This is a genomic window from Bifidobacterium aesculapii (assembly GCF_001417815.1).
Lineage (GTDB): Bacteria > Actinomycetota > Actinomycetes > Actinomycetales > Bifidobacteriaceae > Bifidobacterium > Bifidobacterium aesculapii.
Genome location: NZ_BCFK01000054.1, coordinates 18,882 through 42,309, shown reverse-complemented (window position 1 = coordinate 42,309; position 23,428 = coordinate 18,882). Strand labels below are relative to the sequence as shown.

At 66.4% G+C, this 23,428-nt stretch carries 16 protein-coding genes; 13 read left to right on the top strand and 3 right to left on the bottom strand.

Annotated features, from left to right (window positions below):
* The first annotated feature begins 90 nt into the window (after nucleotides 1–90).
* The 13 genes from uvrA (at nucleotide 91) to BFAL_RS07460 (ending at nucleotide 19,799) form a co-directional block, all read left to right on the top strand.
* On the top strand, nucleotides 91–3,024 hold the full coding sequence (gene uvrA, locus BFAL_RS07520; RefSeq protein ID WP_055427835.1) for an excinuclease ABC subunit UvrA: 2,934 nt from the start codon (nucleotides 91–93) through the stop codon (nucleotides 3,022–3,024).
* Entirely contained in the window at nucleotides 3,021–5,435 is a 2,415-nt protein-coding gene (gene uvrC, locus BFAL_RS07515; protein ID WP_055427790.1) for an excinuclease ABC subunit UvrC, read from the top strand. The genes uvrA and uvrC overlap by 4 nt, the downstream gene beginning before the upstream one ends.
* A 52-nt stretch (nucleotides 5,436–5,487) precedes the next feature.
* Nucleotides 5,488–6,459: a shikimate dehydrogenase family protein gene (locus BFAL_RS07510; protein WP_174514766.1), complete on the top strand. Its 972-nt coding sequence runs from the start codon at nucleotides 5,488–5,490 to the stop codon at nucleotides 6,457–6,459.
* A gap of 8 nt (nucleotides 6,460–6,467) precedes the next feature.
* Nucleotides 6,468–7,403, top strand: a complete 936-nt coding sequence (rapZ, locus tag BFAL_RS07505; protein ID WP_055427834.1) for an RNase adapter RapZ — start codon at nucleotides 6,468–6,470, stop codon at nucleotides 7,401–7,403.
* Nucleotides 7,404–7,588: 185 nt separating this feature from the next.
* Nucleotides 7,589–8,536 (top strand): DNA-binding protein WhiA, encoded by a 948-nt coding sequence (gene whiA, locus BFAL_RS07500; RefSeq protein WP_055427788.1) that lies wholly within the window; start codon nucleotides 7,589–7,591, stop codon nucleotides 8,534–8,536.
* A gap of 136 nt (nucleotides 8,537–8,672) precedes the next feature.
* Nucleotides 8,673–9,878, top strand: a complete 1,206-nt coding sequence (locus BFAL_RS07495) for a phosphoglycerate kinase (protein WP_055427787.1) — start codon at nucleotides 8,673–8,675, stop codon at nucleotides 9,876–9,878.
* 98 nt (nucleotides 9,879–9,976) lie between these two features.
* Complete coding sequence (gene tpiA / locus BFAL_RS07490; protein ID WP_055427786.1) at nucleotides 9,977–10,771, top strand: triose-phosphate isomerase; 795 nt, start codon at nucleotides 9,977–9,979, stop codon at nucleotides 10,769–10,771.
* Between the two features lie 73 nt (nucleotides 10,772–10,844).
* Nucleotides 10,845–11,093, top strand: a complete 249-nt coding sequence (secG, locus tag BFAL_RS07485; protein ID WP_055427785.1) for a preprotein translocase subunit SecG — start codon at nucleotides 10,845–10,847, stop codon at nucleotides 11,091–11,093.
* A 121-nt stretch (nucleotides 11,094–11,214) separates the two neighbouring features.
* Nucleotides 11,215–12,165 (top strand): L-lactate dehydrogenase, encoded by a 951-nt coding sequence (locus tag BFAL_RS07480; protein WP_055427784.1) that lies wholly within the window; start codon nucleotides 11,215–11,217, stop codon nucleotides 12,163–12,165.
* Between the two features lie 51 nt (nucleotides 12,166–12,216).
* Nucleotides 12,217–13,059, top strand: coding sequence for an HAD family hydrolase (locus tag BFAL_RS07475; protein ID WP_055427783.1), 843 nt, complete (start codon nucleotides 12,217–12,219; stop codon nucleotides 13,057–13,059).
* A gap of 155 nt (nucleotides 13,060–13,214) precedes the next feature.
* Complete coding sequence (locus BFAL_RS07470) at nucleotides 13,215–14,762, top strand: aminotransferase class I/II-fold pyridoxal phosphate-dependent enzyme (RefSeq protein WP_169787196.1); 1,548 nt, start codon at nucleotides 13,215–13,217, stop codon at nucleotides 14,760–14,762.
* Nucleotides 14,763–15,064: 302 nt separating this feature from the next.
* Nucleotides 15,065–16,525 (top strand): glycoside-pentoside-hexuronide (GPH):cation symporter, encoded by a 1,461-nt coding sequence (locus BFAL_RS07465; protein ID WP_236691707.1) that lies wholly within the window; start codon nucleotides 15,065–15,067, stop codon nucleotides 16,523–16,525.
* A 187-nt stretch (nucleotides 16,526–16,712) separates the two neighbouring features.
* Nucleotides 16,713–19,799, top strand: a complete 3,087-nt coding sequence (locus BFAL_RS07460; RefSeq protein ID WP_055427782.1) for an alpha-mannosidase — start codon at nucleotides 16,713–16,715, stop codon at nucleotides 19,797–19,799.
* 120 nt (nucleotides 19,800–19,919) lie between these two features.
* Here the strand turns inward: BFAL_RS07460 and BFAL_RS07455 are convergent, their stop codons facing one another.
* From BFAL_RS07455 to BFAL_RS07445, 3 genes are all read right to left on the bottom strand, one after another.
* Entirely contained in the window at nucleotides 19,920–21,152 is a 1,233-nt protein-coding gene (locus BFAL_RS07455) for an MFS transporter (RefSeq protein WP_055427781.1), read from the bottom strand.
* A gap of 172 nt (nucleotides 21,153–21,324) precedes the next feature.
* Complete coding sequence (locus BFAL_RS07450) at nucleotides 21,325–22,221, bottom strand: carbohydrate kinase family protein (RefSeq protein WP_055427780.1); 897 nt, start codon at nucleotides 22,219–22,221, stop codon at nucleotides 21,325–21,327.
* A 53-nt stretch (nucleotides 22,222–22,274) separates the two neighbouring features.
* Entirely contained in the window at nucleotides 22,275–23,423 is a 1,149-nt protein-coding gene (locus BFAL_RS07445) for an ROK family transcriptional regulator (RefSeq protein ID WP_055427831.1), read from the bottom strand.
* Between the last annotated feature and the right edge of the window lie 5 nt (nucleotides 23,424–23,428).

Genomic DNA, 23,428 nt, shown 5'->3' with positions numbered 1-23,428 from the left:
GCCGCGCATGCGGCGGGGAAGGCGGGAACGGTGGCCACGGGGCGAAGGGGATCGAACGGCAGGAACGGCGAGGTCATCGTCGAGAAGGTGATGTCCAGCGACTCGTTCCTCACACGCGAGATCCGCAAGGCGCCGCTCGTCGAGCATGACGGCGCGCTCGTCGCGGACATCTCGCACATCCCGAACGACCTCAAGATCACCATCCAGGGGGCGCGAGAGCACAATCTCAAGAACGTGGACCTCGCCATCCCGCGCAACCGCATGGTCGTGTTCACCGGTCTGTCCGGGTCAGGCAAGTCCTCGCTCGCGTTCGACACCCTGTTCGCCGAAGGCCAACGGCGTTACGTCGAGTCGCTGTCCGCCTACGCGCGACAGTTCCTCGGCCAGATGGACAAGCCCGACGTCGACTTCATCGAAGGCCTGAGCCCCGCCGTGTCCATCGACCAGAAGACCACGAACCGCAACCCGCGTTCCACCGTCGGCACCATCACCGAGATCTACGACTACCTGCGCCTGCTGTTCGCCCGCACCGGCACGCCGCACTGCCCCGAGTGCGGAGAGCCGGTCGCCTCGCAGACCCCGCAGCAGATCGTCGACACATTGCTCGGCTACCCCGAGCGCACCCGTTTCCAGATTCTCGCGCCCGTCGTCAAGGGGCGCAAGGGCGAGTTCGTGGACATGCTCGAGCTGCTGCGCTCCGACGGCTACGCCCGGGCTCTCGTAGACGGCGAGATGACGCAGCTGTCCGACGACATCAAGCTCGCCAAACAGAAGAAGCACACCATCGAGGTGGTCGTCGACCGTCTCGTCGTCAAGGACGGCATACGCCAGCGTCTCACCGATTCGGTCGAGACCGCGTTGAGGCTCGCCAACGGTTCCATCGTCATCGACTTCGTCGACGAGGAGGAGGGGAGCCCCGCCCGCCGCAGGCCGTTCTCCGAGCACCGCAGCTGCCCGAACGGCCACGTGCTGGAACTCGACGAGATCGAGCCGCGCACCTTCTCATTCAACGCCCCCTACGGCGCGTGCCCCGCATGCACGGGTCTGGGCTTCAAGCTGGAGATCGACCCGGAGCTCGTCATAGCCGACCCGGACAAGTCGCTCGCCGAAGGCGTCATCGAACCGTGGAGCAACACGAAGATGACCTCCCAGTACTATGGGCACATCCTCGAAGGCCTCGCCAATGAGATGGGCTTCTCGATGAGGACGCCGTGGAAGGATCTTCCCTCAGACGTGCGCCACGACATCCTCTACGGCCACGAGTTCAAGGTCAACGTGTCCTACCGCAACCGGTGGGGGCGCCTGCGCGAATACTCCACCGGCTTCGAGGGCGTGGTGCGTACGCTCATGCGCCGCCACGAGGAGACCGACTCGCAGTCGATGAAGGAATACTACGAGTCGTACATGCGCGAGGTGCCCTGCCAGGTGTGCAAGGGCAGGAGGCTCAAGCCCGAGGTGCTCGCCGTCACCGTCGGCGGACTGTCCATCTTCGACGTGTGCGACATGCCCGTCGTGCGCGAGCTCGCGTGGGTCAACGAATTGAAGCTCGAAGGCGCGGACGCGCGTATCGCCGGCGAGGTGCTCAAGGAGATCCGCGCGCGCCTCGGCTTCCTCAATGATGTGGGTCTCGACTATCTCACCCTATCGCGCGCCGCCGCCACATTGTCCGGCGGCGAGGCGCAGCGCATCCGTCTGGCCACGCAGATCGGCTCCGGCCTCGTCGGCGTCATGTACGTGCTCGACGAGCCGTCCATCGGCCTGCACCAGCGCGACAACGCCCGCCTCATCGAAACGCTTCACCACCTGCGCGACCTCGGCAACACGCTCATCGTCGTCGAGCACGACGAGGACACGATCCGCAGTGCCGACTGGCTCGTGGACATCGGGCCCGGCGCCGGCGAACACGGCGGCGAGGTCATCTACTCCGGGCCCGCGAAGCACCTCGTGGAGGCGAAACGGTCGATCACCGGCGACTACATCGCCCACCGCCGCGAGATCGCCGTGCCCGAGCACCGGCGCAAGGTCCGCCGGACCGCCCAACTCAAAGTCGTGGGCGCACGTGAGAACAATCTGAAGAACATCGACGTCGCCTTCCCGCTCGGCGTGCTCACCGTCGTCACCGGCGTCTCCGGCTCCGGCAAGTCCTCGCTCGTCAATTCGATCCTCTACCCGGTGCTCGCGGACAAGCTCAACGGCGCGCGCATCGTGCCCGGCAAGCACCGCCGCGTCGAAGGTCTCGACCAGGTGCGCAAGGTCATCCACGTCGACCAGAACCCGATCGGACGCACCCCGCGCTCCAACCCCGCCACCTACACGGGCGTGTGGGACAAGATCCGAGCCCTGTTCGCCAAGACCCCAGAGGCGCAGGTGCGCGGCTACGGCCCCGGGCGGTTCTCGTTCAACGTCAAGGGCGGCCGCTGCGAGGCCTGCCACGGCGACGGCACTCTCAAGATCGAGATGAACTTCCTGCCGGACGTGTACGTGGAGTGCGAGACCTGCCACGGCAAACGCTACAACCGCGAGACGCTCGAGGTGAAGTACAACGGCAAGACCGTCTCCGACATCCTCGACATGCCCATCGAGGAGGCGGCCGACTTCTTCAAGGCGTACACCGGCATCTCCCGGTACCTGAAGACCCTCGTGGACGTCGGCCTCGGCTACATCCGCCTCGGCCAGCCTGCGCCCACGCTTTCCGGCGGCGAATCGCAGCGCGTCAAACTCGCCACGGAGCTCCAGCGCCGTTCCGACGGCAAAACCGTGTACATCCTCGACGAGCCGACCACGGGCCTGCACTTCGAGGACGTGAACAAGCTGCTCAAGGTGCTCCAGTCGCTGGTGGACAAGGGCAACACGGTCATCGTCATCGAGCACAACCTCGACGTCGTCAAATGCGCCGACTGGATCATCGACTTGGGCCCCGAGGGCGGCGACGGCGGCGGCACCCTCGTCACGCAGGGCACGCCCGAACAGGTGGCGAGGTGCGAGGCCTCGTGGACCGGCCGGTTCCTCAAGGACATGCTGTGACGAACGACATCGAACGGCATTCGCCCCAGGTGTGGCGGCGCACGGCGCAGGAGCTGCGGCACCGGGGCATGCCGGACGGCGGGACGGATGCCCCGGACCTTCCGGGCGGCCCCGCGCGGAAGGTGAACGCGAACGGGGCGCCGCTGCTCGGCGACTCGCGCGACCTGTTCCGCCCGAAGACCTCCGACATCCCCGCGTCGCCCGGCGTCTACAAGTGGCGCGACGGCGAGGGGCGCGTCATCTACGTCGGCAAGGCGAAGAACCTGCGCAACCGTCTCACCAACTACTTCCAGCCGCTGTACCAGCTCCACCCGCGCACGCAGACGATGGTGCTCACCGCCCGGAGCCTCGAATGGACCGTCGTCGGCACCGAACTCGAATCGCTCACACTCGAATACACGTGGATCAAGGAGTTCGACCCCCGGTTCAACGTGCAGTTCCGCGACGACAAGACGTACCCGTATCTGGCGGTGTCCGTCGGCGAGCGTGTGCCGCGCGTGTGGGTCACGCGCAGCCGCAAACGGCGCGACGCCCGGTACTTCGGACCTTACGCGAAGGTATGGGATCTGCGCCATGGCCTCGACCGGCTATTGCGCACCTTCCCGGTACGCACCTGCACGCCCGGCGTCTACCACAAGGCCGAGCTGACGGGCCGTCCCTGTCTGCTCGCCTCCATCGGCAAATGTTCCGCGCCCTGCGTCGGCCGCATCGCGCCGGACGAGCACCGTCGCATGTGCGAGCGTCTCGTCGGCGTGATGACCGGTCGTCTCGGCAGGTCGTACATCGCCCAGCTGACGAGGGACATGAAGGCGGCCAGCGCCGACCTCGAATTCGAGAAGGCGGCGCGGCTGCGCGACGAGATCGCGATGCTCTCCACCGTCGTCGAGCAGAACGCCGTCGTCTTCGACGACCAGGTTGACGCCGACGTGTTCGGCTTCGCGACCGACGAGCTCGAAGCCTCCGTCCACGCGTTCCACGTGCGCGCCGGCGCGATCCGCGGCGAACGCAACTGGAGCGTCGAACGCGTCGAGGACATCGACGACGCCGACCTCATGGCCGATCTCATCGTGCGCGTCTACTCCGACGCCGAGGACGATGCGGCGCATGACGCGGCGGCCGTCGTCGGTCACGACGGGTCGGCGGACGCGACCGGGACATCGACCCGCGTCGAGGAGACGCGCGACGCCATCGGCGCGACGCAGCGCATGAGCGCGACCGACGCGCAGGCGCGCGCCCGCGCCACGCGTGAACGCAACGCGCGCAGGGAGGTCACCGGACGTGCCGACCTGCTCGCCCCAGTCGCGCCCGTGCCCCGTGAGGTCATCACCCCCGTCGAGCCGTCGCGCCGTGACGAGCTGGAGTCGTGGCTGACCGGACTGCGCGGGGGAGCGGTGACGATACGCGTCGCCGGGCGCGGCGACAAGAAACAGCTCATGGAACGCGCGAACGACAACGCCGCGCAGGCGCTGGCGCGGTCCAAGATGAGCCGCATCTCGGACATGGGCGCGCGCACCCGGGCCATGAACGAGGTCGCCGAAGCCCTCGGGCTGGCCGAGGCGCCGTTGCGCATCGAATGCTACGACATCTCCAATACCGTCGGCGGCGCGTTCCAGGTCGCCTCCATGGTCGTCTTCGAGGACGCCGTCGCGAAGAAATCGGAGTACCGCCGCTTCGCGATCCGCGGCCGCGACGGCGCGGGCGCCGTGGACGATCTGAGCGCATTGTACGAGACGTTGACGCGCCGCTTCCGCCATGGCAACATCGCCGGCGACTCCGGCGAAAGCATCGAGGCGGAGAGACGCGCGCAGGGGGCGCTTCCGCACGCCTCCGCCGCGACGACGGACGACGCCGTGGCCGCGACGGGCGCGGTGGACGGTGCCGGCGCGGGCGCGGCGGACGCGTCCCCCGTCCAGCAGAACACCGACCGCCACCGGTTCGCATACAAGCCGAACCTCGTCGTCGTCGACGGCGGCAGGCCGCAGGTCATGGCCGCCGCCAAGGCGCTTGCGGACTGCGGCGTCGATAATGTGGCCGTCTGCGGCCTCGCCAAACGACTCGAGGAGGTCTGGGTGCCCGACGACGACTACCCGGTCATCCTCAAACGGCAGTCGGAGGGCATGTACCTGCTGCAGCGGGTACGCGACGAATCGCACCGCTTCGCCATCACCTACCATCGTCAGACGCGGCGCAAGGGCGCGCTGCGCAGCGTGCTCGACGACATCCCCGGCATCGGCGAGACCTATCAGAAGCGTCTGCTGGCGCGATTCGGCTCCGTGCGCGCGATGCGCGAGGCGAGCGTCGAGCAGCTGGAGACGGTCAAAGGCGTCGGGCATGCCAAGGCCCAGGCGATCCACGCCGCCCTGCACGCCGACGGCGGCCAAGGCGACGGGGAGTCGTCGGCCGCGGCGTGAAACGAGTAGGATGGAGCGGGAACGCAGGGAGACGAAGGAGGCAGGCATGACGATCGCCAACAGGTGCGCGGTGCTCGGCAAGCCCATCGCGCATTCGCTGTCGCCGGTGCTGCACAACGCGGCGTACCGCGCGCTCGGACTCGACGATTGGTGGTACGACCGGCACGAGGTGGGCGAGGAGGACCTCGACGCGTTCCTCAAGGGACTGGACCCCACATGGCGTGGGCTGAGCCTGACCATGCCGCTCAAGAAGACAATCCAGCCGTACGGCACCCCGCGCAATGTGTGGGCGAGGGAGCTGAAGGTCGCCAACACGGTCGTGTTCGACTGGTCCCACGTCGATCACGACGACCCGCTGTGGCCGAACGGGCGCCCGGTCATCAGACTGTATAACACCGACGTCGTCGGCATCCAGCTCGCCTTCGACCATGCCGACCGCGAGTCCGGCGTGCATCGCGACGCTGGCCGTGCCGGCCGCGCGCTCATCATCGGCAACGGCAACACGGCCACCTCCGCGGCCGCCGCATGCCTGATGATGCCGGGGGCGTCACGCATCACCGTCGCGTCACGGCACCCCGGGCGTGATCTCGGCATCGGGCCGGCCGCGGCGATGTTCCGGGGCGACGGCGTGCATCCCTATGACGAGATCGACCTGGCGGACGGGGACGCGGTGGCCGCCGTCGCACGTGAGGCGGGGTACGTCATCAACACGATTCCCGGGCATGCCGCGGACGGCGTCGCCGACGTGCTCTCGGCCGTCGAGACGACGTTCCCCGGCACCCTGCTGGATGTGGTCTACGATCCTCGCCCCACGCGCCTCATGCAGGTGTGGCGCGAGCACGGCGGGCAGGCGATCGGCGGCGAGGAGATGCTGCTGTACCAGGGCCTCATCCAGGTGCTGCTCATGACCGGGATCTGGGACGACGACCCGCCCTCCGACGCCGATCGCCGTCTGCAGGACGTCACCGTCGACGACGACCACCTGGAGATCGCCATGAGACGTGCATTGGAGGAGGCGCTGTGATGGATTCGATGGACCGCGGCTCCATCGCCGCGAAGAAAGGGGAAGGCGGATCTGCGGACAGCCCGGCGCCGGCCGACGGCTTCGAGGTGCTGCTCATCACCGGCATGTCCGGGGCGGGCAGGTCGCATGCCGCCGACTGCGTGGAGGACATGGGCTGGTATGTGGTGGACAACCTGCCGCCCAAGCTGCTCGTGCCGCTCGTCGACATGATGACCAACGCCGGCGACGGCAGGGGCGTGCACCGGCTCGCCGCGGTCATCGACGTGAGGTCGCGCGAGTACTTCGACGACCTCAACGAGGTGCTCAGCCATCTCGACGACCTCGGCGTCAGGACGCGCATCCTGTTCCTCGACGCCAGCGACGACGTGCTCGTCACCCGCTACGAGAAGGTCCGTCGGCCGCATCCGCTCCAGCACGGCAACCGTCTCATCGACGGCATCGAGGAGGAGCGGGCGCTGCTCGCCAACCTCAAGGAGCGCGCGGACAAGGTGATCGACACGTCCTCGCTGAGCATCCACCAGCTGTCCACCAAGCTGTACGAGGCTATGGTCGGGTCCGGCCCCAAGACGGTGTCCGTGCACATCTTCAGCTTCGGGTTCAAATACGGGACACCGACCGACGCCGACTTCGTGGCGGACGTGCGGTTCCTGCCCAATCCGTTCTGGGTGCCCAGTCTGCGCGAGCTCACCGGCTGGGACAAGCCCGTGGCCGACTACGTGCTGTCCAGCGACGGCGCGAAGGCGTTCCTCGACGCCTACGAGAAGGCGCTGCTCATCGCCATCGAGGGGTACGCCCGTGAGGACAAGCATTTCGTGACCATCGCGGTCGGCTGCACGGGCGGTCAGCATCGTTCGGTGGCCATGAGCGAGGCGCTGGCCTCCCGTTTGCGCTCACATGGGCTCGATGTCACCGTTTCCGCCCGCGAGCAGCGTCGTCGCCGTTGATTTTCCGGCCGGCTCGCCCTGACCACATGTCGAGACGGCGGCCATGGAAAAGCGAAAACGGGGCGACTGTTGTCCAAGATGGCCGGTATCACAGAAATTCGGCGGGAGGCGCGGGAACATAGCACCCCGTTCCATGCCCCGAACCCCGGAACCATTGAGAGGGACGAGACTTAGGAGGTTGGCTCTTGGCTCTTCTGGATGATGTGAAAAGCGAGCTCGCGGCGCTTGAGGACGAGAAGGCGGACGCCAGGAAGGCGCAGGTCACCGCCATGATCCGCTTCGCCGGCGGCTTCATGAACAACGCCCAGAAGCAGATCGTCATGCTCGCCACTTTCGATTCGTTGGTCGCCGCGGAATGGCTGCGCGACAACATCAGGGACCTGTACAACCTCGAAGCGAAGCTCATCACGTCGACGCGCACGACGCCCAAGGGCTCCCACCAGTACCATATCGTCAAGGTGGAGCGCGGGGCCGTGAACCTCGCCGTGGCCACCGGCCTCATCGACCGCAACAAGGCCGTGCGCGGCCTGCCGGTGAAGATCGTGCAGGGTAAGATCGCGCAGGTGAGGGCCGCGTGGAGAGGCGCCTTCATGGCGAAGGGCATCCTCTCCGACCTCGGCAAGAACCCGTATATGGAGATCATCTGCCCGAGCAACGAGGCCGCGATGGCGTTGGCGGGACTTGCGCGCAGGCTCGGCATCACCGCCAAGCCCAGGCAGTTGAGCAAATCCTTCCGCGTGACGCTCACCGACCCCGATTCCATCGAACGCATGCTCAACTCGATGGGCGCCATGCGCTCGGCGCGTGACTGGACGGGCAAGCGTTCCGACGGCGAGACCCGGTCCAAGGCGAACCGCCTCGCCAACTTCGACGACGCCAACATGCGCCGTTCCGCCAAGGCGGCGGCCGAAGCGTGCGACAAGGTGCGCAAGGCGTTCGAACTGTTCGACCAGGCCGGCGTCGACGTGCCCGAGAACCTGCGTGCCGCGGGCCAGCTGCGTCTGGAGCATGGCGATGCGAGCCTGGAGGAGCTCGGCCGTCTGGCGGAGCCGCCCATCTCCAAGGACGCCATCGCGGGACGCATCCGCCGTCTGCTTCAGCTCGCGGAGAAGACCGAGAAGGTCCGTTCCTGAGCCGCCCGCATGGCGTCGCACGCCACGAGTTCCAAAAAATCCTGTGTCAGGCCCGCCCGGACGGCGGGCCTGTTGTATTATGCGAAGTGGCAAGACACCGCCACTTTCCCGCGCATGCGGTTATGAAAGGATATTCATGAAGACACTCAAGGATCTCGGAGATCTCAAGGGCAAGCGCGTTCTGGTGCGCGCCGATTTCAACGTCCCGCTGGACGGCACCACGATCACCGACGACGGCCGCATCAAGGCCGCCCTGCCGACGATCAAGAACCTGCGCGAGCAGGGCGCGAAGGTCATCCTGATGGCCCACCTCGGCCGCCCGAAGGGCAAGGTCGTCCCGGAGCTGTCCCTCGCCCCCGTGGCCGCCCGCCTCGGCGAGCTGCTCGGCATCGACGTGCCGCTGGCGAAGGACACCTACGGCGAGGACGCCCAGGCCAAGGTCGCCGCCATGTCCGACGGCGACGTCGTCCTGCTTGAGAACGTGCGCTTCAACCCGGAGGAGACTTCCAAGGATGCCGCCGAGCGTGCTGCGTACGCCAAGAAGATCGCAGCCCTCGGCGAGGCCTTCGTCTCCGATGGCTTCGGCGTCGTCCACCGCGCCCAGGGCTCCAACTACGACGTCGCCGCCGATCTGCCGGCCGCCGCCGGCCTGCTGGTCGAGAAGGAGGTCAAGGCGCTGTCCAAGGCGACCGAGAACCCGGAGCGTCCGTTCACCGTCGTGCTCGGCGGTTCCAAGGTCTCCGACAAGCTCGGCGTCATCGAGAACCTGCTCGACAAGGCCAACCGTCTGGTCATCGGCGGCGGCATGGTGTTCACCTTCCTCAAGGCCAAGGGCTACGAGGTCGGCACCTCCCTGCTCGAAGAGGACCAGCTCGACAAGGTCAAGGGCTACATCGCCACCGCCGAGAAGAACGGCGTCGAGCTCGTGCTGCCCACCGACATCGTCGTGAACCCCGGCTTCCCGGCCGGCGACACCCCGGTCGCCCCGGAGGTCGTGGCCGCCGACGCCATCCCGGCCGACAAGATGGGCCTCGACATCGGCCCCGACTCCCAGAAGCTGTTCCACGACAAGATCGTGGACTCCAAGACCGTCGTGTGGAACGGCCCGATGGGCGTGTTCGAGATCCCCGAGTTCGCGGCCGGCACCAAGGCCGTGGCCCAGGGCCTCGTCGACGCCACCGCAGCCGGTGCGTTCACCATCGTCGGCGGCGGCGATTCCGCCTCCGCGGTGCGTAACCTCGGCTTCCCGGAGGACGGCTTCTCGCACATCTCCACCGGTGGCGGCGCCTCCCTCGAGTTCCTCGAGGGCAAGGAGCTGCCGGGCCTGAAGGTGCTCGACTGATCCGACGAACGCATGGCTCCCCGGGACCCCGCAAGGGGGGCCGGGGAGCCATTGCCGTCCGTACCGCACATACGTTTCTACTGAGGGGGAGACCGCGCATGGCGTCCGAACGCATACCGCTGGTGGCGGGCAATTGGAAGATGAACTTCGATCATCTCGAGGCGACGTATTTCGTGCAGAAGTTCGCGTGGATGCTGCGTGACGCCCATTTCGACTTCCGCAGGGTGGAGGTGGCGCTGTTCCCGTCGTTCACCTCGCTGCGCAGCGTGGAGGTGCTCGTCGAGGCCGACAAACTCAAGATACGGTACGGCGCGCAGTCCGTGTCCGTCACCGATCAGGGGGCGTTCACCGGAGACATCTCCGCGGACATGATCGCGCGGCTCGGCTGCTCCTATGTGATCATCGGCCACTCCGAGCGGCGCAAATACCATCCCGAGGACGATGCGAACATCGTCGACCAGGTGCGGGCCGTCCTCGCCGCGGGCATGCAGCCCATCCTGTGCGTCGGCGAAAGCTTCGAGGAGCGGCGTCAGGGCATCGAACTGGACTTCGCCGTGGGGCAGGTGCATGACGTGACCCGCGACCTCGACGAGCGTGAGGCCTCGAAACTCATCATCGCGTACGAACCCGTGTGGGCCATCGGCACGGGCATGGTCGCCACTCCCGAATCCGCGCAGTACGCGGCGCAGGCCATCAGGGACGACCTTCGCGCCACGTTCGACGACACGGTGGCCGACACCGTGCGCATCCTGTACGGCGGCTCCGTCTCGTCCAGGAACGCCGTCGAACTCATCGGCGAGCCGGACGTGGACGGCTTCCTGATCGGCGGCGCGGCGCTCGACGTGGACGAGCTGGTCAGGATATGCCGTCTGACCGCCAAGGCGACCCGTTGAGGGGCACGATGCATTGTTCGGCGCATTGCGCTATGATTGGTGAAGATTTGTACCAAGTTGGAGGTATCCACCCGTGACCGCTCTGAAAATCGCGCTCGAAATCGTCGTCGTCGTGCTCAGCTGCCTGCTGACGCTGCTCATTCTCATGCATAAGGGCAAGGGCGGCGGCCTGTCCGACATGTTCGGCGGCGGTCTGACCCAGAACGCGGGCACCTCCGGCGTGGCCGAGAAGAACCTGAACCGTTGGACCGTCGTCATCGCCCTGATCTGGGTGGCGATCATCATCGCCCTCGGCCTGATGACCAAGTTCAACCTCATCTGAGATGCGTCGCGCGCATCACGCCCTCGTATGACCCATGGCCCCGGAACCGGTGCCATGGGTCAGTTTCGTTGCGCCGGCCGTGTGCCGGGCGCAATGTGCGTCTAGTGAAAGGAACCGTGCCATGGTCACCATGAACCGCAACAAGGTCGTCATCGTGGGAACCGGACAGGTGGGTGCCACCGCGGCCTTCGCCATCGTCACCCACGGGCTGTGCAACGAGCTCGTGCTCATCGACCACAATCGGGACAAGGCGTCGGGGGAGAGCCACGACCTCGATGACGGCAGCGAGTTCTGGGACCGTCACATCCGGGTCCATGCCGGCGACTACTCCGACTGCCGTGACGCCGACATCGTCGTCGTCACGGTCGGGCGCAAACCGCCCGTCGATTCCAATCGTCTGGCCGAACTCGGCTTCACCGTCGGACTCGTCGGCGATGTCGTCGACCATGTCATGGCCTCCGGCTTCGACGGCGTGATCGTCATGGTCTCCAACCCGGTCGACGTCATGGCCTGGTACGCGTGGAAGCGTTCCGGGCTGCCGCGTTCGCAGGTGCTCGGCACCGGCACCGCGCTCGACACGTCGCGCCTCAAGACCATCATCGGCGAGGAGACCGGGCTCGATCCGCGCAACGTCGGCGGGTTCGTCATGGGGGAGCACGGCGACTCGCAGTTCACGGCGTGGTCCACCGTCTCGCTGGGCGGCAAGCCGTTCGCCCGATTCCTCGACGACAACCGCAGCCGCTTCTCCTCCGTCTCCACACAGGAGATCGAACGCAGGACGCGTATGCGCGGTGACGAGATCGTCGCCGTCAAGCACGGCACCAACTTCGGCATCGCCTCCACCGTCGCCGGCATCGTGCAGACGATCCTGTGGGACGAACGCCGCATCGTGCCCGTATCCACGCTGCTGGACGGCGAATACGGCGAACATGACGTCTTCCTCGGCGTGCCGACCGAACTGCGCGCCAACGGCGCCAACGAAATCGTCGAACTCGACCTGACCGACGGGGAACGCGCCAAGCTCCACCGTTCCGCCGGAATCGTGCGCTCCTACTGCGCCGGTCTCGTCTGACCCGGCGCGCCCGTCCGTGACCGTCCGTGAGCCCGAAACGAAAGCATTCCCATGACCGTGAACGTCCATTCTCGCCTCATCGTCGCCGACCTCGACGGCACGCTGCTTCATGGCGCCCCCACCTTCGAGGGGCGCCACATCACCGATCGTTCCGTCCGCACGGTCGAACGGCTGCACGATGCCGGGTACCGGTTCGCGATCGCCACGGCGCGCCCGGTGAGCACCGGCTACGAATACGCCGAGAAGCTGCCGGTGGATGCGGTCATCTATCTCAACGGCGCGCTCATCGACTTCGAGCCCGCGCGCTCCGACTACGGGATGCTCACTTCGGGCGTCATGCCGGCCGACGGGCATCTGCTCAAGATCGGCTTTCCCGCCGCCCGGGCGTGCGAGGTGTGCCGGTTCCTGCTTGGCGAGATGCCCGGGCTGAAACTCGGCATCGTCATGGATGACGTGCGCTACACCAACTTCGACGTGAGCGTCTACTGGAAGACCCAGACCTGGCGGTTCACTGACTTCACCGACGTGCCCGACGGCATCGCCGACAAGCTCATCGTCTTCCCCGAGCCCGAACAGTGGACGAGACTCGGCGAACTCGTTCCCCCGGATTTCGACGTGGCCATCTCCGAAGGGTCGATGTGGATGCTGATGAACCCGCTCGCCAACAAGCGCCATGCGCTTCAGACCCTGTGCGCGCGCATGGACGTGCCCCTCGCCGATACCGTGAGCTTCGGCGACGACCTCATCGACATCGACATGATGACGGCCTCCGGCATCGGCGTGGCCGTCGCCAACGCGAATCCCAAGGTGCTGGCGGTCGCCGACGACGTGTGCCCGCCCAACGACGACGACGGCGTGGCCCGATGGATCGAATCCCACCTGCTGCGGCCGTAGGCGTGTGACTCCCGCAATGAAGTTCAATTTCAGATGTCCGGTATGTGACATCGGCGGGCGTAGGTAATTGAACTTGTCTTGAACTTCTCCTAGGTTATGAACCAATGTTCAATATGAATATTGAACTTCATGGTCTGCATGGTTTGGAGGAAGACATGTCCACAGCGGTGTTCGCGGAGCGACTGCACGAGGCGATGAACGACAGGGGCGTCAAGCAGGTGGATCTGGTGCGTGCGGCCGAATCCCTGGGCGTGCGCATGGGCAAGAGCCATATCAGCCAGTACGTGGCCGGCAAGACCATGCCCCGCGAGGACATCCTCGACTTCCTCGCCGCGCAGCTCAAGGTGGATCCGGAATGGCTGCGCGGATCCATGCCGCAGGACGACGCGTCGCCCCTCCCGTCGGCGACGGCGGACGTGACGGACGGTCCCGTCCCCGCCGGTCCGGAAGGTCCCGACGCCGAGCCGGCGCCCGCCGCGCCGCGCCGCAGGGCGTTCGGCAAGTCCCACAAGCTCGACAACGTGCTCTACGACGTGCGCGGCCCGGTCGTCGACGAGGCGGCGCGCATGGAGGCCGACGGCACGCACATCCTCAAATTGAACATCGGAAACCCGGCGCCGTTCGGATTCCGCACGCCGGACGAGGTCGTCTACGACATGGCCCACCAGCTCACCGAGACCGAGGGGTATTCGCCGTCCAAGGGCCTGTTCTCCGCGCGCAAGGCCATCATGCAGTACGCGCAATTGAAGAACCTGCCCAACGTCACCATCGACGACATCTACACCGGCAACGGCGTCAGCGAGCTCATCAACCTGTGCATGTCCGCATTGCTGGACGACGGCGACGAAGTGCTCATCCCGAGCCCCGATTACCCGCTGTGGACGGCGTGCGTGAACCTCGCCGGCGGCACCGCCGTGCATTACGTGTGCGACGAGGACTCCGAATGGTATCCGGACATCGACGACATGCGCGCGAAGATCACCGACCGCACGGTGGCGATCGTCATCATCAACCCGAACAACCCCACCGGCGCGCTGTACCCGAAGGAGGTGCTCGAGCAGATCGTCGAACTGGCCCGCGAGCACCATCTGATGATCTTCTCCGACGAGATCTACGACCGGCTCGTGATGGACGGGCTCACGCACACGTCCATCGCCTCCCTCGCCCCGGACCTGTTCTGCGTGACGTTCTCCGGTCTGTCGAAGTCGCATATGATTGCCGGCTACCGCGTCGGCTGGATGGTGCTGTCGGGCGACAAGCGCGTCGCCAGGGACTACATCGAAGGCATCAACATGCTCGCGAACATGCGCATCTGCTCGAACGTGCCCGCGCAGTCCATCGTGCAGACGGCGCTCGGCGGGCACCAGAGCGTCAACGACTACATCGTGCCCGGAGGCCGCATCCACGAGCAACGCGACTACATCTACGACGCGATCAACGCGATCCCCGGACTGACCGCGGTCAAGCCGAAGGCCGCGTTCTACATCTTCCCGAAGATCGACGTCAAGCGGTTCAACATCCATGACGACGAGCAGTTCGCCCTCGACCTGCTGCATGACGAACGCATCCTCATCACGCGGGGCGGCGGGTTCAACTGGGACAAGCCCGACCACTTCCGCATCGTCTATCTGCCGCGCATCGAGGTGCTCCGTGACGCGACCGCGAAGATCGCGGACTTCTTCGGCCGCTACTGGCAGAACTAGTCGGAAGGCCCACCGTCGGCCACCACGCCGTACATGTCACTATGTGATTATTTTTATCTCACATAATGGTATGTACGGCGTTTTGTTATGCCCTTGCATCGTTATGGTTGCGTTATCAATCTGTTGCGAAAGCGTTATAATCCGCCAAATCTGCGTATATATTCCATAACAAACATGATGGAACTGTGAAGATAGGGATTTTTCTGCGGGAATCATGCGATCGGCGCGAGAACATGCTTCACGCCGATGAGGTGAAACACCACACGTCCCACGGACGTGAAATCTGCAAGAGAGGATGGATCATGGCAATCAGCGCCACCATGACTGAGCCCTGCGCCGCGGAGGGCGCCGCGGGCATCGAAGGCACGGAGACCGGATTCAGCGGCGTGCTGCCCCTGAAGGAGAAGGTCTCGTACATGAGCACCGATATGGCAGGCAACCTGCTGTACTCGTCGCTCGGCACCTACATCATGTTCTTCTACACCGACGTGTTCGGCATCACCGCCGCCGCCGCGGGTTGGATCCTGCTCATCGCCCGCATCGGCGACTGCATCTCCGCACCGGTCTGGGGCTCCATCGTCGACCACACCAAGACCAAGTGGGGCCAGTCCCGCCCGTTCTTCCTGTGGATGTGCGTGCCCTTCGCCATCACCGTCTTCCTCGCGTTCACCGCCCCCGACCTGCCCCCGATGGGCAAGGTCGTCTACGCCACCGTCACCTACATCCTCGCCGCCGGACTCGTCTACACCGGCATCCAGACGCCGATCACCGCGATCCTGTCCAACCTCACCCCGGACCCGGCCGAGCGCGTCAAGGCCAACACCTTCCGTCTGTCGGGCGGCCTGCTCGGCACGTTCATCACCGCCGTGTGCACCATCCCGCTGGTCAACTGGGCCGGCAAGGCCATCACCGGCGAGACGAACCAGAGGGTCGGCTTCATGTTCACCTTCGCCGTCTACGGCGTTATCGCCGTCGCGCTGCTCCTGTTCGCCTTCCGCAACATCCGCGAGCACAACTACGATCCGAAGACCCAGAATCCGCTGCCGTTCAAGGAGAGCCTGCACGCCATCAAGGGCAACTGGCCGTGGATCATCCTCATCGTCGCCTTCGTGATCTTCTGGATCGCCCAGGAGGACCGCATGTCCGTGGCCGTGTACTACGCCAAGTACAACCTGAACGACGAGAACCTCGCCACCGTCCTCAACGGCATGCAGATCCTCGGCCTCATCACCACGTTCCTCATCCCGAACGTCTCCAAGCGTCTCGGCAAGGCCGGCAAGACCGACACGATGATCCTCGGCATGGTCATGGCCATCATCGGCCAGCTCCTGCTGCTCACCGCGTCCCACAGCTTCGCCCTGTTCGTCGTGTTCTGGGCCATCTCCATCCTCGGGGCCGCCATGGCTCTCGCCATGCCGTTCGCCATGCTCGCCGACACCGTCGACTACGGCGAATACAAGAACGGCATCCGCGCCGCCGGTCTGCTGTCCGCCGTGGGCGCCTCCTTCTGCATCCAGTTCGGCTCCGGACTCGGCAACCTGATCCCCTCCAAGATCATGGCCGCCGCCGGCTACGTCGCCAACGCCAAGCAGAGCGCCGAAGCGCTGAACGCCATCCAGTTCTGCTTCATCTGGCTGCCGGTCATCGTCTACGCGATCGTCATCGCCATCATGCTGCTCTACCGCCGCTTCGAGAAGAACGAGCCGGCCATCCGCGCCGCGCTCGCCGAGCGTCGCGCCAAGGCGGACGCCGCCGTGGCCTGATCGCACCCGGCACGGCACACGCCACGCCATCACGGGGCCCGGTTCCCTCACCGCGAGGGGCCGGGCCGTCGCGTCATCGGCGTCGCCGCCGTATCGCCTCTCATGCTCCTGATGCGTCGGGTGCGTCGGGGCCGGAGCCCGAAGCGGGCCGGGCCGCGACGCACCCGCGCTGGTATCGTGGAGGACGATGTCGTCCGATATCGAACACGAACTCATGCGATGCGACCGCGTCATCGCCCAACGCATCGCGCCGTACATCCACACCACGCTGAGCGCCTGCGACGTGCGCGCCGCCGCCAACCCCGGAGAGCCCGAGCGGGTTTCCGCGTTCCTTGCGCGCGCCCGCTCCGGCACCGCCGGCCTCCGCCCGTTCGCCGTACCCGGAACATGGGGCACGACCTGGGGCACCACGTGGTTCGAGGTGAGCGGCCGCGTCGACCTCGAGGCGGCGCGCGGGCATGCCGTCGAACTCATCACCGACCTCGGCTGGGACCGGTCGGACTGGCCCGGATTCCAGGCGGAGGGACTCGTCTACCGCCCGGACGGCACCGCCGTCAAAGCCGTCAATCCACGCAACCGTTGGGTGCCGCTCGTCCGTGCCGACGGCACGGACGCCGTCGGCCTCGACGGCGAAGGACGGTTCACGCTCTATCTGGAGGCGGCCTGCAATCCCGACCTGAGCGAATCCACCGGTTTCATGCCCACGAGACTGGGCGGCGACCCCACCGGAAGGGACGATCCCGGGTACACGCTGCGGCGTATGGACGTCGCGGCCTTCGACCGTCCCCTGCTCTCCCTGCGCCTCGACCTCGAAACCGTCGCCGGCCTGATCCGCGAGCTCCATGCCGACGATCCGCGCCGGTTCAGACTCGCCAAAGCGCTTCGTCACGCATTGGACGCCTACGATGAACGCGACCGCGCCGCGACCGTGCCGCAGGCCCGCGCCGCGCTCGCCGGCGTGCTCGCCGCTCCCGCCGCGGCGAGCGCCGTGCGCCATACCGCCGTCGGTCACGCGCACATCGACACCGCCTGGCTGTGGCCGATCCGCGAGACCCGCCGCAAGGTGGCCCGCACCGTCGCCAACGTGCTCGCCCTGATGGACGAGGACCCGGACATGACGTTCGCCATGAGCTCCGCGCAGCACTACGCATGGCTCGAAGAGGACCACCCCGACCTGTTCGCGCGGCTCCGCCGCCGCGTGGACGAAGGTCGGTTCATCCCCGTGGGCGGCATGTGGGTCGAATCCGACGCCGTCATGCCGTGCGGCGAATCGCTGGTACGGCAGTTCACGATCGGTCTCGCCTGGTTCCGCGACCATCTCGACGCGCGACCGCGCGGCGTGTGGCTGCCCGACTCCTTCGGATTCCCCGCCACGCTGCCGCAGATCGCCCGCCGTGCCGGCTTCGAATGGTTCCTCACGAACAAACTCTCCTGGAACGACACCACCCGCCCGGCGCACCACGCCTTCCTCTGGGAGGGCATCGACGGCACGCGCATCCTCGCCCACATGCCGCCGTCCGCCACCTACGGCTCCACGATGGGCATGGACGAGCTCACGCGCTCGCAGCGCGACCTCAACGACAAGGATCTCGTCGGCCACGCGATCATCCTCTACGGCCACGGCGACGGGGGAGGCGGACCCACACGGGAGATGACCGCGCGCATCCGCCGCGTACGCGATCTCGAGGGGGCGCCGCGGGCCGACTTCGGCACACCCGACGGTTTCTTCGCGTCGTTGCGGCGCGACATCGTCGACGACGCGGACGGCGCGACGCCGGTGCATCGCGGCGAACTCTACCTTGAGCTGCATCGCGCCACGACGACCTCCCAGCAGGAGATGAAGCGACTGTGCCGTCGGGAGGAGGCGTTGCTGCGTCTCGTCGAGCACCTGTGCGCGGCGGCCGCCGTGCGTGCGCCCGACTACGCGCCGCCCCTCGGCGAACTCGACGGCATATGGAAGCGTTTGCTCGTCAACCAGTTCCACGACATCCTGCCCGGTACCGGCATCGCGCGCGTCCACCGCGAGGCCCGCGCGACGTATATGCGCGACATCGCGCGACTGAGCGACATCGCACGAGAGACGGCACTCGCGGTTCCGGCCCGTGCGGCATCCGCCGGAGCCGCACGGGCCGCATGCGGAGGAACGGCCGCTCCGGTGGTCGTCACACATGGCGACGATGGCGGCGTGACGTTGGACAACGGGCTGTTGCGCGCGCACGTCACGCCGGACGGCGTCGTGGACTCCCTGATCGATATGGGCGCCGACCGTGAACTCGTCCCCGCCGGCACGACGATGGGACGGTTCGAGCTGCTGCGCGACGAGCCGTCGCAGTGGGACGCCTGGGAGTTGGAACGCGACGCGTTGGCCACGGCCGCGCCGTTGCCCGCCACGTCGTCCGTCCGCGTGGAACGGGCGGACGACGGCGCCGTCGAAGCAGTATCCGAATGCGGGTCGCGCGGCGTGCATGTGCGGCTGCGCATCTCGCTGCGACCCGGCGCCCATGCGCTCGATTTCCACGCCGACGTGGACTGGCATGTCCGGGAACGCTTCCTCAAGGTCGACATGCCGGTCGCCGTGCAGGCGGCACGGGCCTGGTTCGAATGCCCGTATGGCGTCGTGGAGCGGCCGGTCGAGATCGGGGCGCCCGGTACTGAGCCCTCTTATGAAAGCTGCATGCAACGGTTCGTGCGCGTCGCCGAACCCGGGTACGCGGTCGCGGTGGTGAACGGATCCGTCTATGGCGCCGACGTATCCGAAGTGCGGGGGAGTGCGTGGCGGGGCGGGGCTGGCACGATGATCCGCCTGTCGCTGCTGTCCGCACCGCGCTATCCCGACCCCGACACCGACGTGGGGCGGCATTCGTTCGACTGGTCGGTGCTCTCCGACGCGGACACGGATGCCGCGCTCGTCGAGGCGTCACGTCTCAATACACCCGTCATCGAAGGGCTTGCGGATGTGCCGCCGCTCGCTTCCGTCGAACGGGTGGGCGGTGGCGGCACGGTGACGCTCGACTGGGTGAAGCCCGCCGATGACGGTTCCGGCGACGTCGTCCTGCGGCTGTTCGAGGCGGCCGGAGGACGATGCCGATGCCTGCTGCGCCTCGATCCCGTGCTCGATGGCTGCACGGTCCGGGAGACGGATCTGATGGAAGAGGATCTGCTCGCGCCGGATCTGCCTCGTGCGCTCGGGCATGCCGCCACCGTCACCCGTGACGGCGTCGCGCTCTCGTTCGGCCCGTTCCAACTGGCGACGCTGCGCGTACGGCGGCGATGACGGCTGTGTGACGCGGCCCATACGGGAAGGGGGCGTGGCCATGTCGGACGATGCGACATGGCCACGCCCCCTTGGGGTGCGGATGGTGCCCGGCACGCACCGGGCGCCATGGCGGAAGGATCAGGCCTCGGTCTTCTTCGCGCCCTCGATGAGCTTGTAGGCGAAGCCGATGACGAGCACGTAGACGCATCCCACGGCCATCACGAGGATGCCGCCGAACTGGCCGGCCGCGTCGGCCGCGACGCCCATGATCGGCGGGAAGATGGCGCCGCCGATCAGGCCCATGAGCATGAGGCCGGAGATCTCGTTCTGACGGTCTGGGCGGTACATGAGCGCGTGGGAGAGGAACAGGGAGAACACGTTCGAGTTGCCGAAGCCGACGAGCGCGACGGCGGTCCAGAACAGCCACTGCGGCGGGTCGTTCGGAGTGAGGGTGAACACGGCGAAGCAGACCGCGGACAGGGTCATGATGACGCCGCAGATGCGCATGCCGAGCTTGTTGCTGATCTTCTGAAGCACGATGCCGCCGGTGAAGCAGCCGATCATACGGGCGATGAAGTAGACCATCGTCGCGTTGGTGGCGACCGTCAGGGCGATGTCGGTGTGCTCCATGAGGATGCGCGGCGCCTGGGCGTTGATGCCGACGTCCACGCCCACGTGGGCGACGATGCCCAGGAAGCACAGGAAGACGATGCCGTCGGAGAACAGGAGCTTGAAGCAGCGGCCGATCGTGGTGGTGCCGGCGTCCGGGGCGGGCTCGTCGATTTTGTCGAAGGCGAGCCAGATGTAGCCGATGATGCCGACGACCAGGTAGATCACGAACAGGACCCACCACATGTTCAGCTGGTTGAAGCCCCATGCGGCGATGTACGGGGCGAACAGGGACGCGAACGCCTTGACGAACTGTCCGGTGGTGAGCGTGGAGGCGAGTTTGTCGCCCTTGACGAACACGGTGAGCAGCGGGTTGAGGGACACCTGCATGAGGGTGTTGCCGATGCCGAGGAAGGCGAAGGAGATGACGATCAGCACGAGGCGCGCGGTGCCGGAGAAGGCGACGTAGCCGATGATCGGCAGGGCCATGGCGACGAGCGTGACGAGGATGGACCACAGCACGGTCTTGCGGCGGCCGATCTTGTTCATGAGGATGCCGGTGGGCACGGAGAAGATGAGGAACCAGAAGAACACCATCGTGGTGAACAGGTTCGCGGTTCCGTCGGCGAGCGAGAACTCGGCCTTGACGTAGTTGGTGGCGGTGCCGACGAGGTCGACGAAGCCCATGACGAAGAACGCCAGCATCACCGGGGCGATCTTGGCGAAACCGGCGTTGCCGGTCTTGGTGGTTTCGTTGCTCATTGTATTTTCCCTTTTTCCTGTAATGAGACTGACGAAATGAAAACGATGTTCGGTTATGGTCACCTTGGCCGGTTCCGGAATCCGCGTCGGACGGTGCCGAAAGCCAGTGATGCCGGGCGGGTGCCCGACGCGGATTCCAGCCAAGGAAAGGTGGTGGGGCGGAGGATGCGGACTACTTGCCGGCTTCGGCGAGGTAGTCGGTCATCTGGGCCGGGTACTGCGGCCAGGCGCCGTTCTGGGTGCACACGAACGCCGCGGTGTTCACGGCCTTGCGGTGCGCCTCGGTCAGGGTGTCGCCCAGCAGGATGCGGGCGGTGAAGGTGCCGGAGAAGGAGTCGCCCGCACCGACCGTGTCGACGACCTCGACGCGCGGGGTGTCGACGGTGGAGATCTCGCCGTTCTTGGAGATGATCGTCGAGTACGCGGAGCCGGCGGTCAGGATGACGTAGTCGAGGTCGTACTGCTCGAGGAACCAGCGGGAGGCGTCCTCGCCGGAGGTGCCGCGGATGTCGAACATGTCGCGCAGGAGCAGCAGCTCCTCGTCGTTGATCTTGAAGACGGTGGCGTAGCCGAGCAGCTCCTCGATGAGTTCCTTCGAGTAGTGGTCGCCGCGCAGGTTGATGTCGAAGAAGCGCATCGCGCCCGGCTTGGTGTGCTTGAGCAGCTCGGTGATGGTGGCGTGCGATTCGGGGGAGCGCAGGGCCAGGGTGCCGTAGCACACTGCGTCGGCCTGGGAGACGACGTCGATGAGCTGACGCGTGTACAGGATGTGGTCCCAGGCGACGCCCTTGACGATGGTGTACTCCGGGATGCCGTTCTTCAGCTCGACCTCGACGGTGGAGGTCGGCCATGCGTTGCGCTGGATGACGGCGTGGATGCCGGCCTTGGCGGTCTCCGCGAGCAGTTCGTCGCCGAGCTCGTCCTCGCCGACGGCGGAGATGGAGTAGCCGTCGGCGCCGTTCATCATCGAATGGTAGGCGAAGTTGACGGGGGCGCCGCCGGCGCGCTTGCCGGAGGGCAGCATATCCCACAGGAGCTCGCCGAGGGACAGGACGATGGGCTTGGACATGGTGGTTCCTTTCCTTGTGTTGGTTTTCCGTATGGAAATCTTGTGGCCTGTGCTCATCCCAGTTCAAAGAACATGGAGGGATGATCCAGGAATTGGGTGGCCGCCACCGCGGCGGTGCCGCAGACGGTGGCATCGGTGGGCATGGCGGACAGTCTGATTTCGGTGGAGTCGTAGATCTCCCGGATCGAACGGCTGCGCACCGTGGCCTTGACCTCGTCGAGCAGCAGGGTCCCCGCCTCGGAGACGATGTCGCCGATGATGATGAGCCTGGGATTGAACGTGTTGAAGATGTTGACGCATCCGAACCCGATGTACCGGCCGATGAGACGCACCATCTCCACGGCCTGGGCGACGCCCTGGCGCGCGAGCGCGAACAGCGCGCGCGCCGCCTCGGCGTGGCTGAGGTGTTCGGCACCCGGCACCGGACCGCCTTCGTCGATGAGCATCTCGTGTATCGCCGGTGTGGAGCAGTACCGTTCGAGGCATCCGCGGTTGCCGCAGTCGCAGGGTCTGCCGTTGACGTCGATGGACACGTGGCCGATCTCGGTGGCGGCGCCGAGCGCGCCGTTGACGATGCGCTCGCGTTCGATGACGCCCAATCCCACACCTTCGCCGACCAGGAAGTAGGAGAGCTCGTCCTCCCCGTGCGATTCCGGGTCGAACAGATAGTGGGCGAGGGCTCCGGCGCGTGCGTCCTGTTCGATGAACACCGGCACGCGGAAGGCGTGACCGAACTCCTCGATGAAGTTGACGTCGCGCCATCCGAGCATGGAGGAGACGACCGCCGTTCGGCCTTCGTCCCTCATATAGGGGCCAGGGACGGCCATGGCGACGGCGATGATGGAGGAATCCTCGTCGAGCATCGATTCGATGCGGCGGTGCATGAGACGTACCGCGTCGCCGATGGTCTCGTTGGTGACGGGAGGCAGGTCCTCCAGTGCCAACGTGTTGCCGCACAGGTCGAACACGCCGACCTGCACGAGGGAACGGGCGAACTTGACGCCGATGATGTGGAATCGTGCGGTGTCAAGCCGCAGCCCGATGGAACGACGGTTCTTCGCCCCCTCCATGTCGCCGGATTCCTCGATCGCGCCGGCCTCGATGAGCTGCGCCGTGATCTTGGATATGGCGGCGGGGGTGAGTCCCAGTGCCTTGGCGATCTGCGCCCTGGAGCTGATGCCGTTGTGGTACAGGTGCTGCATGATCC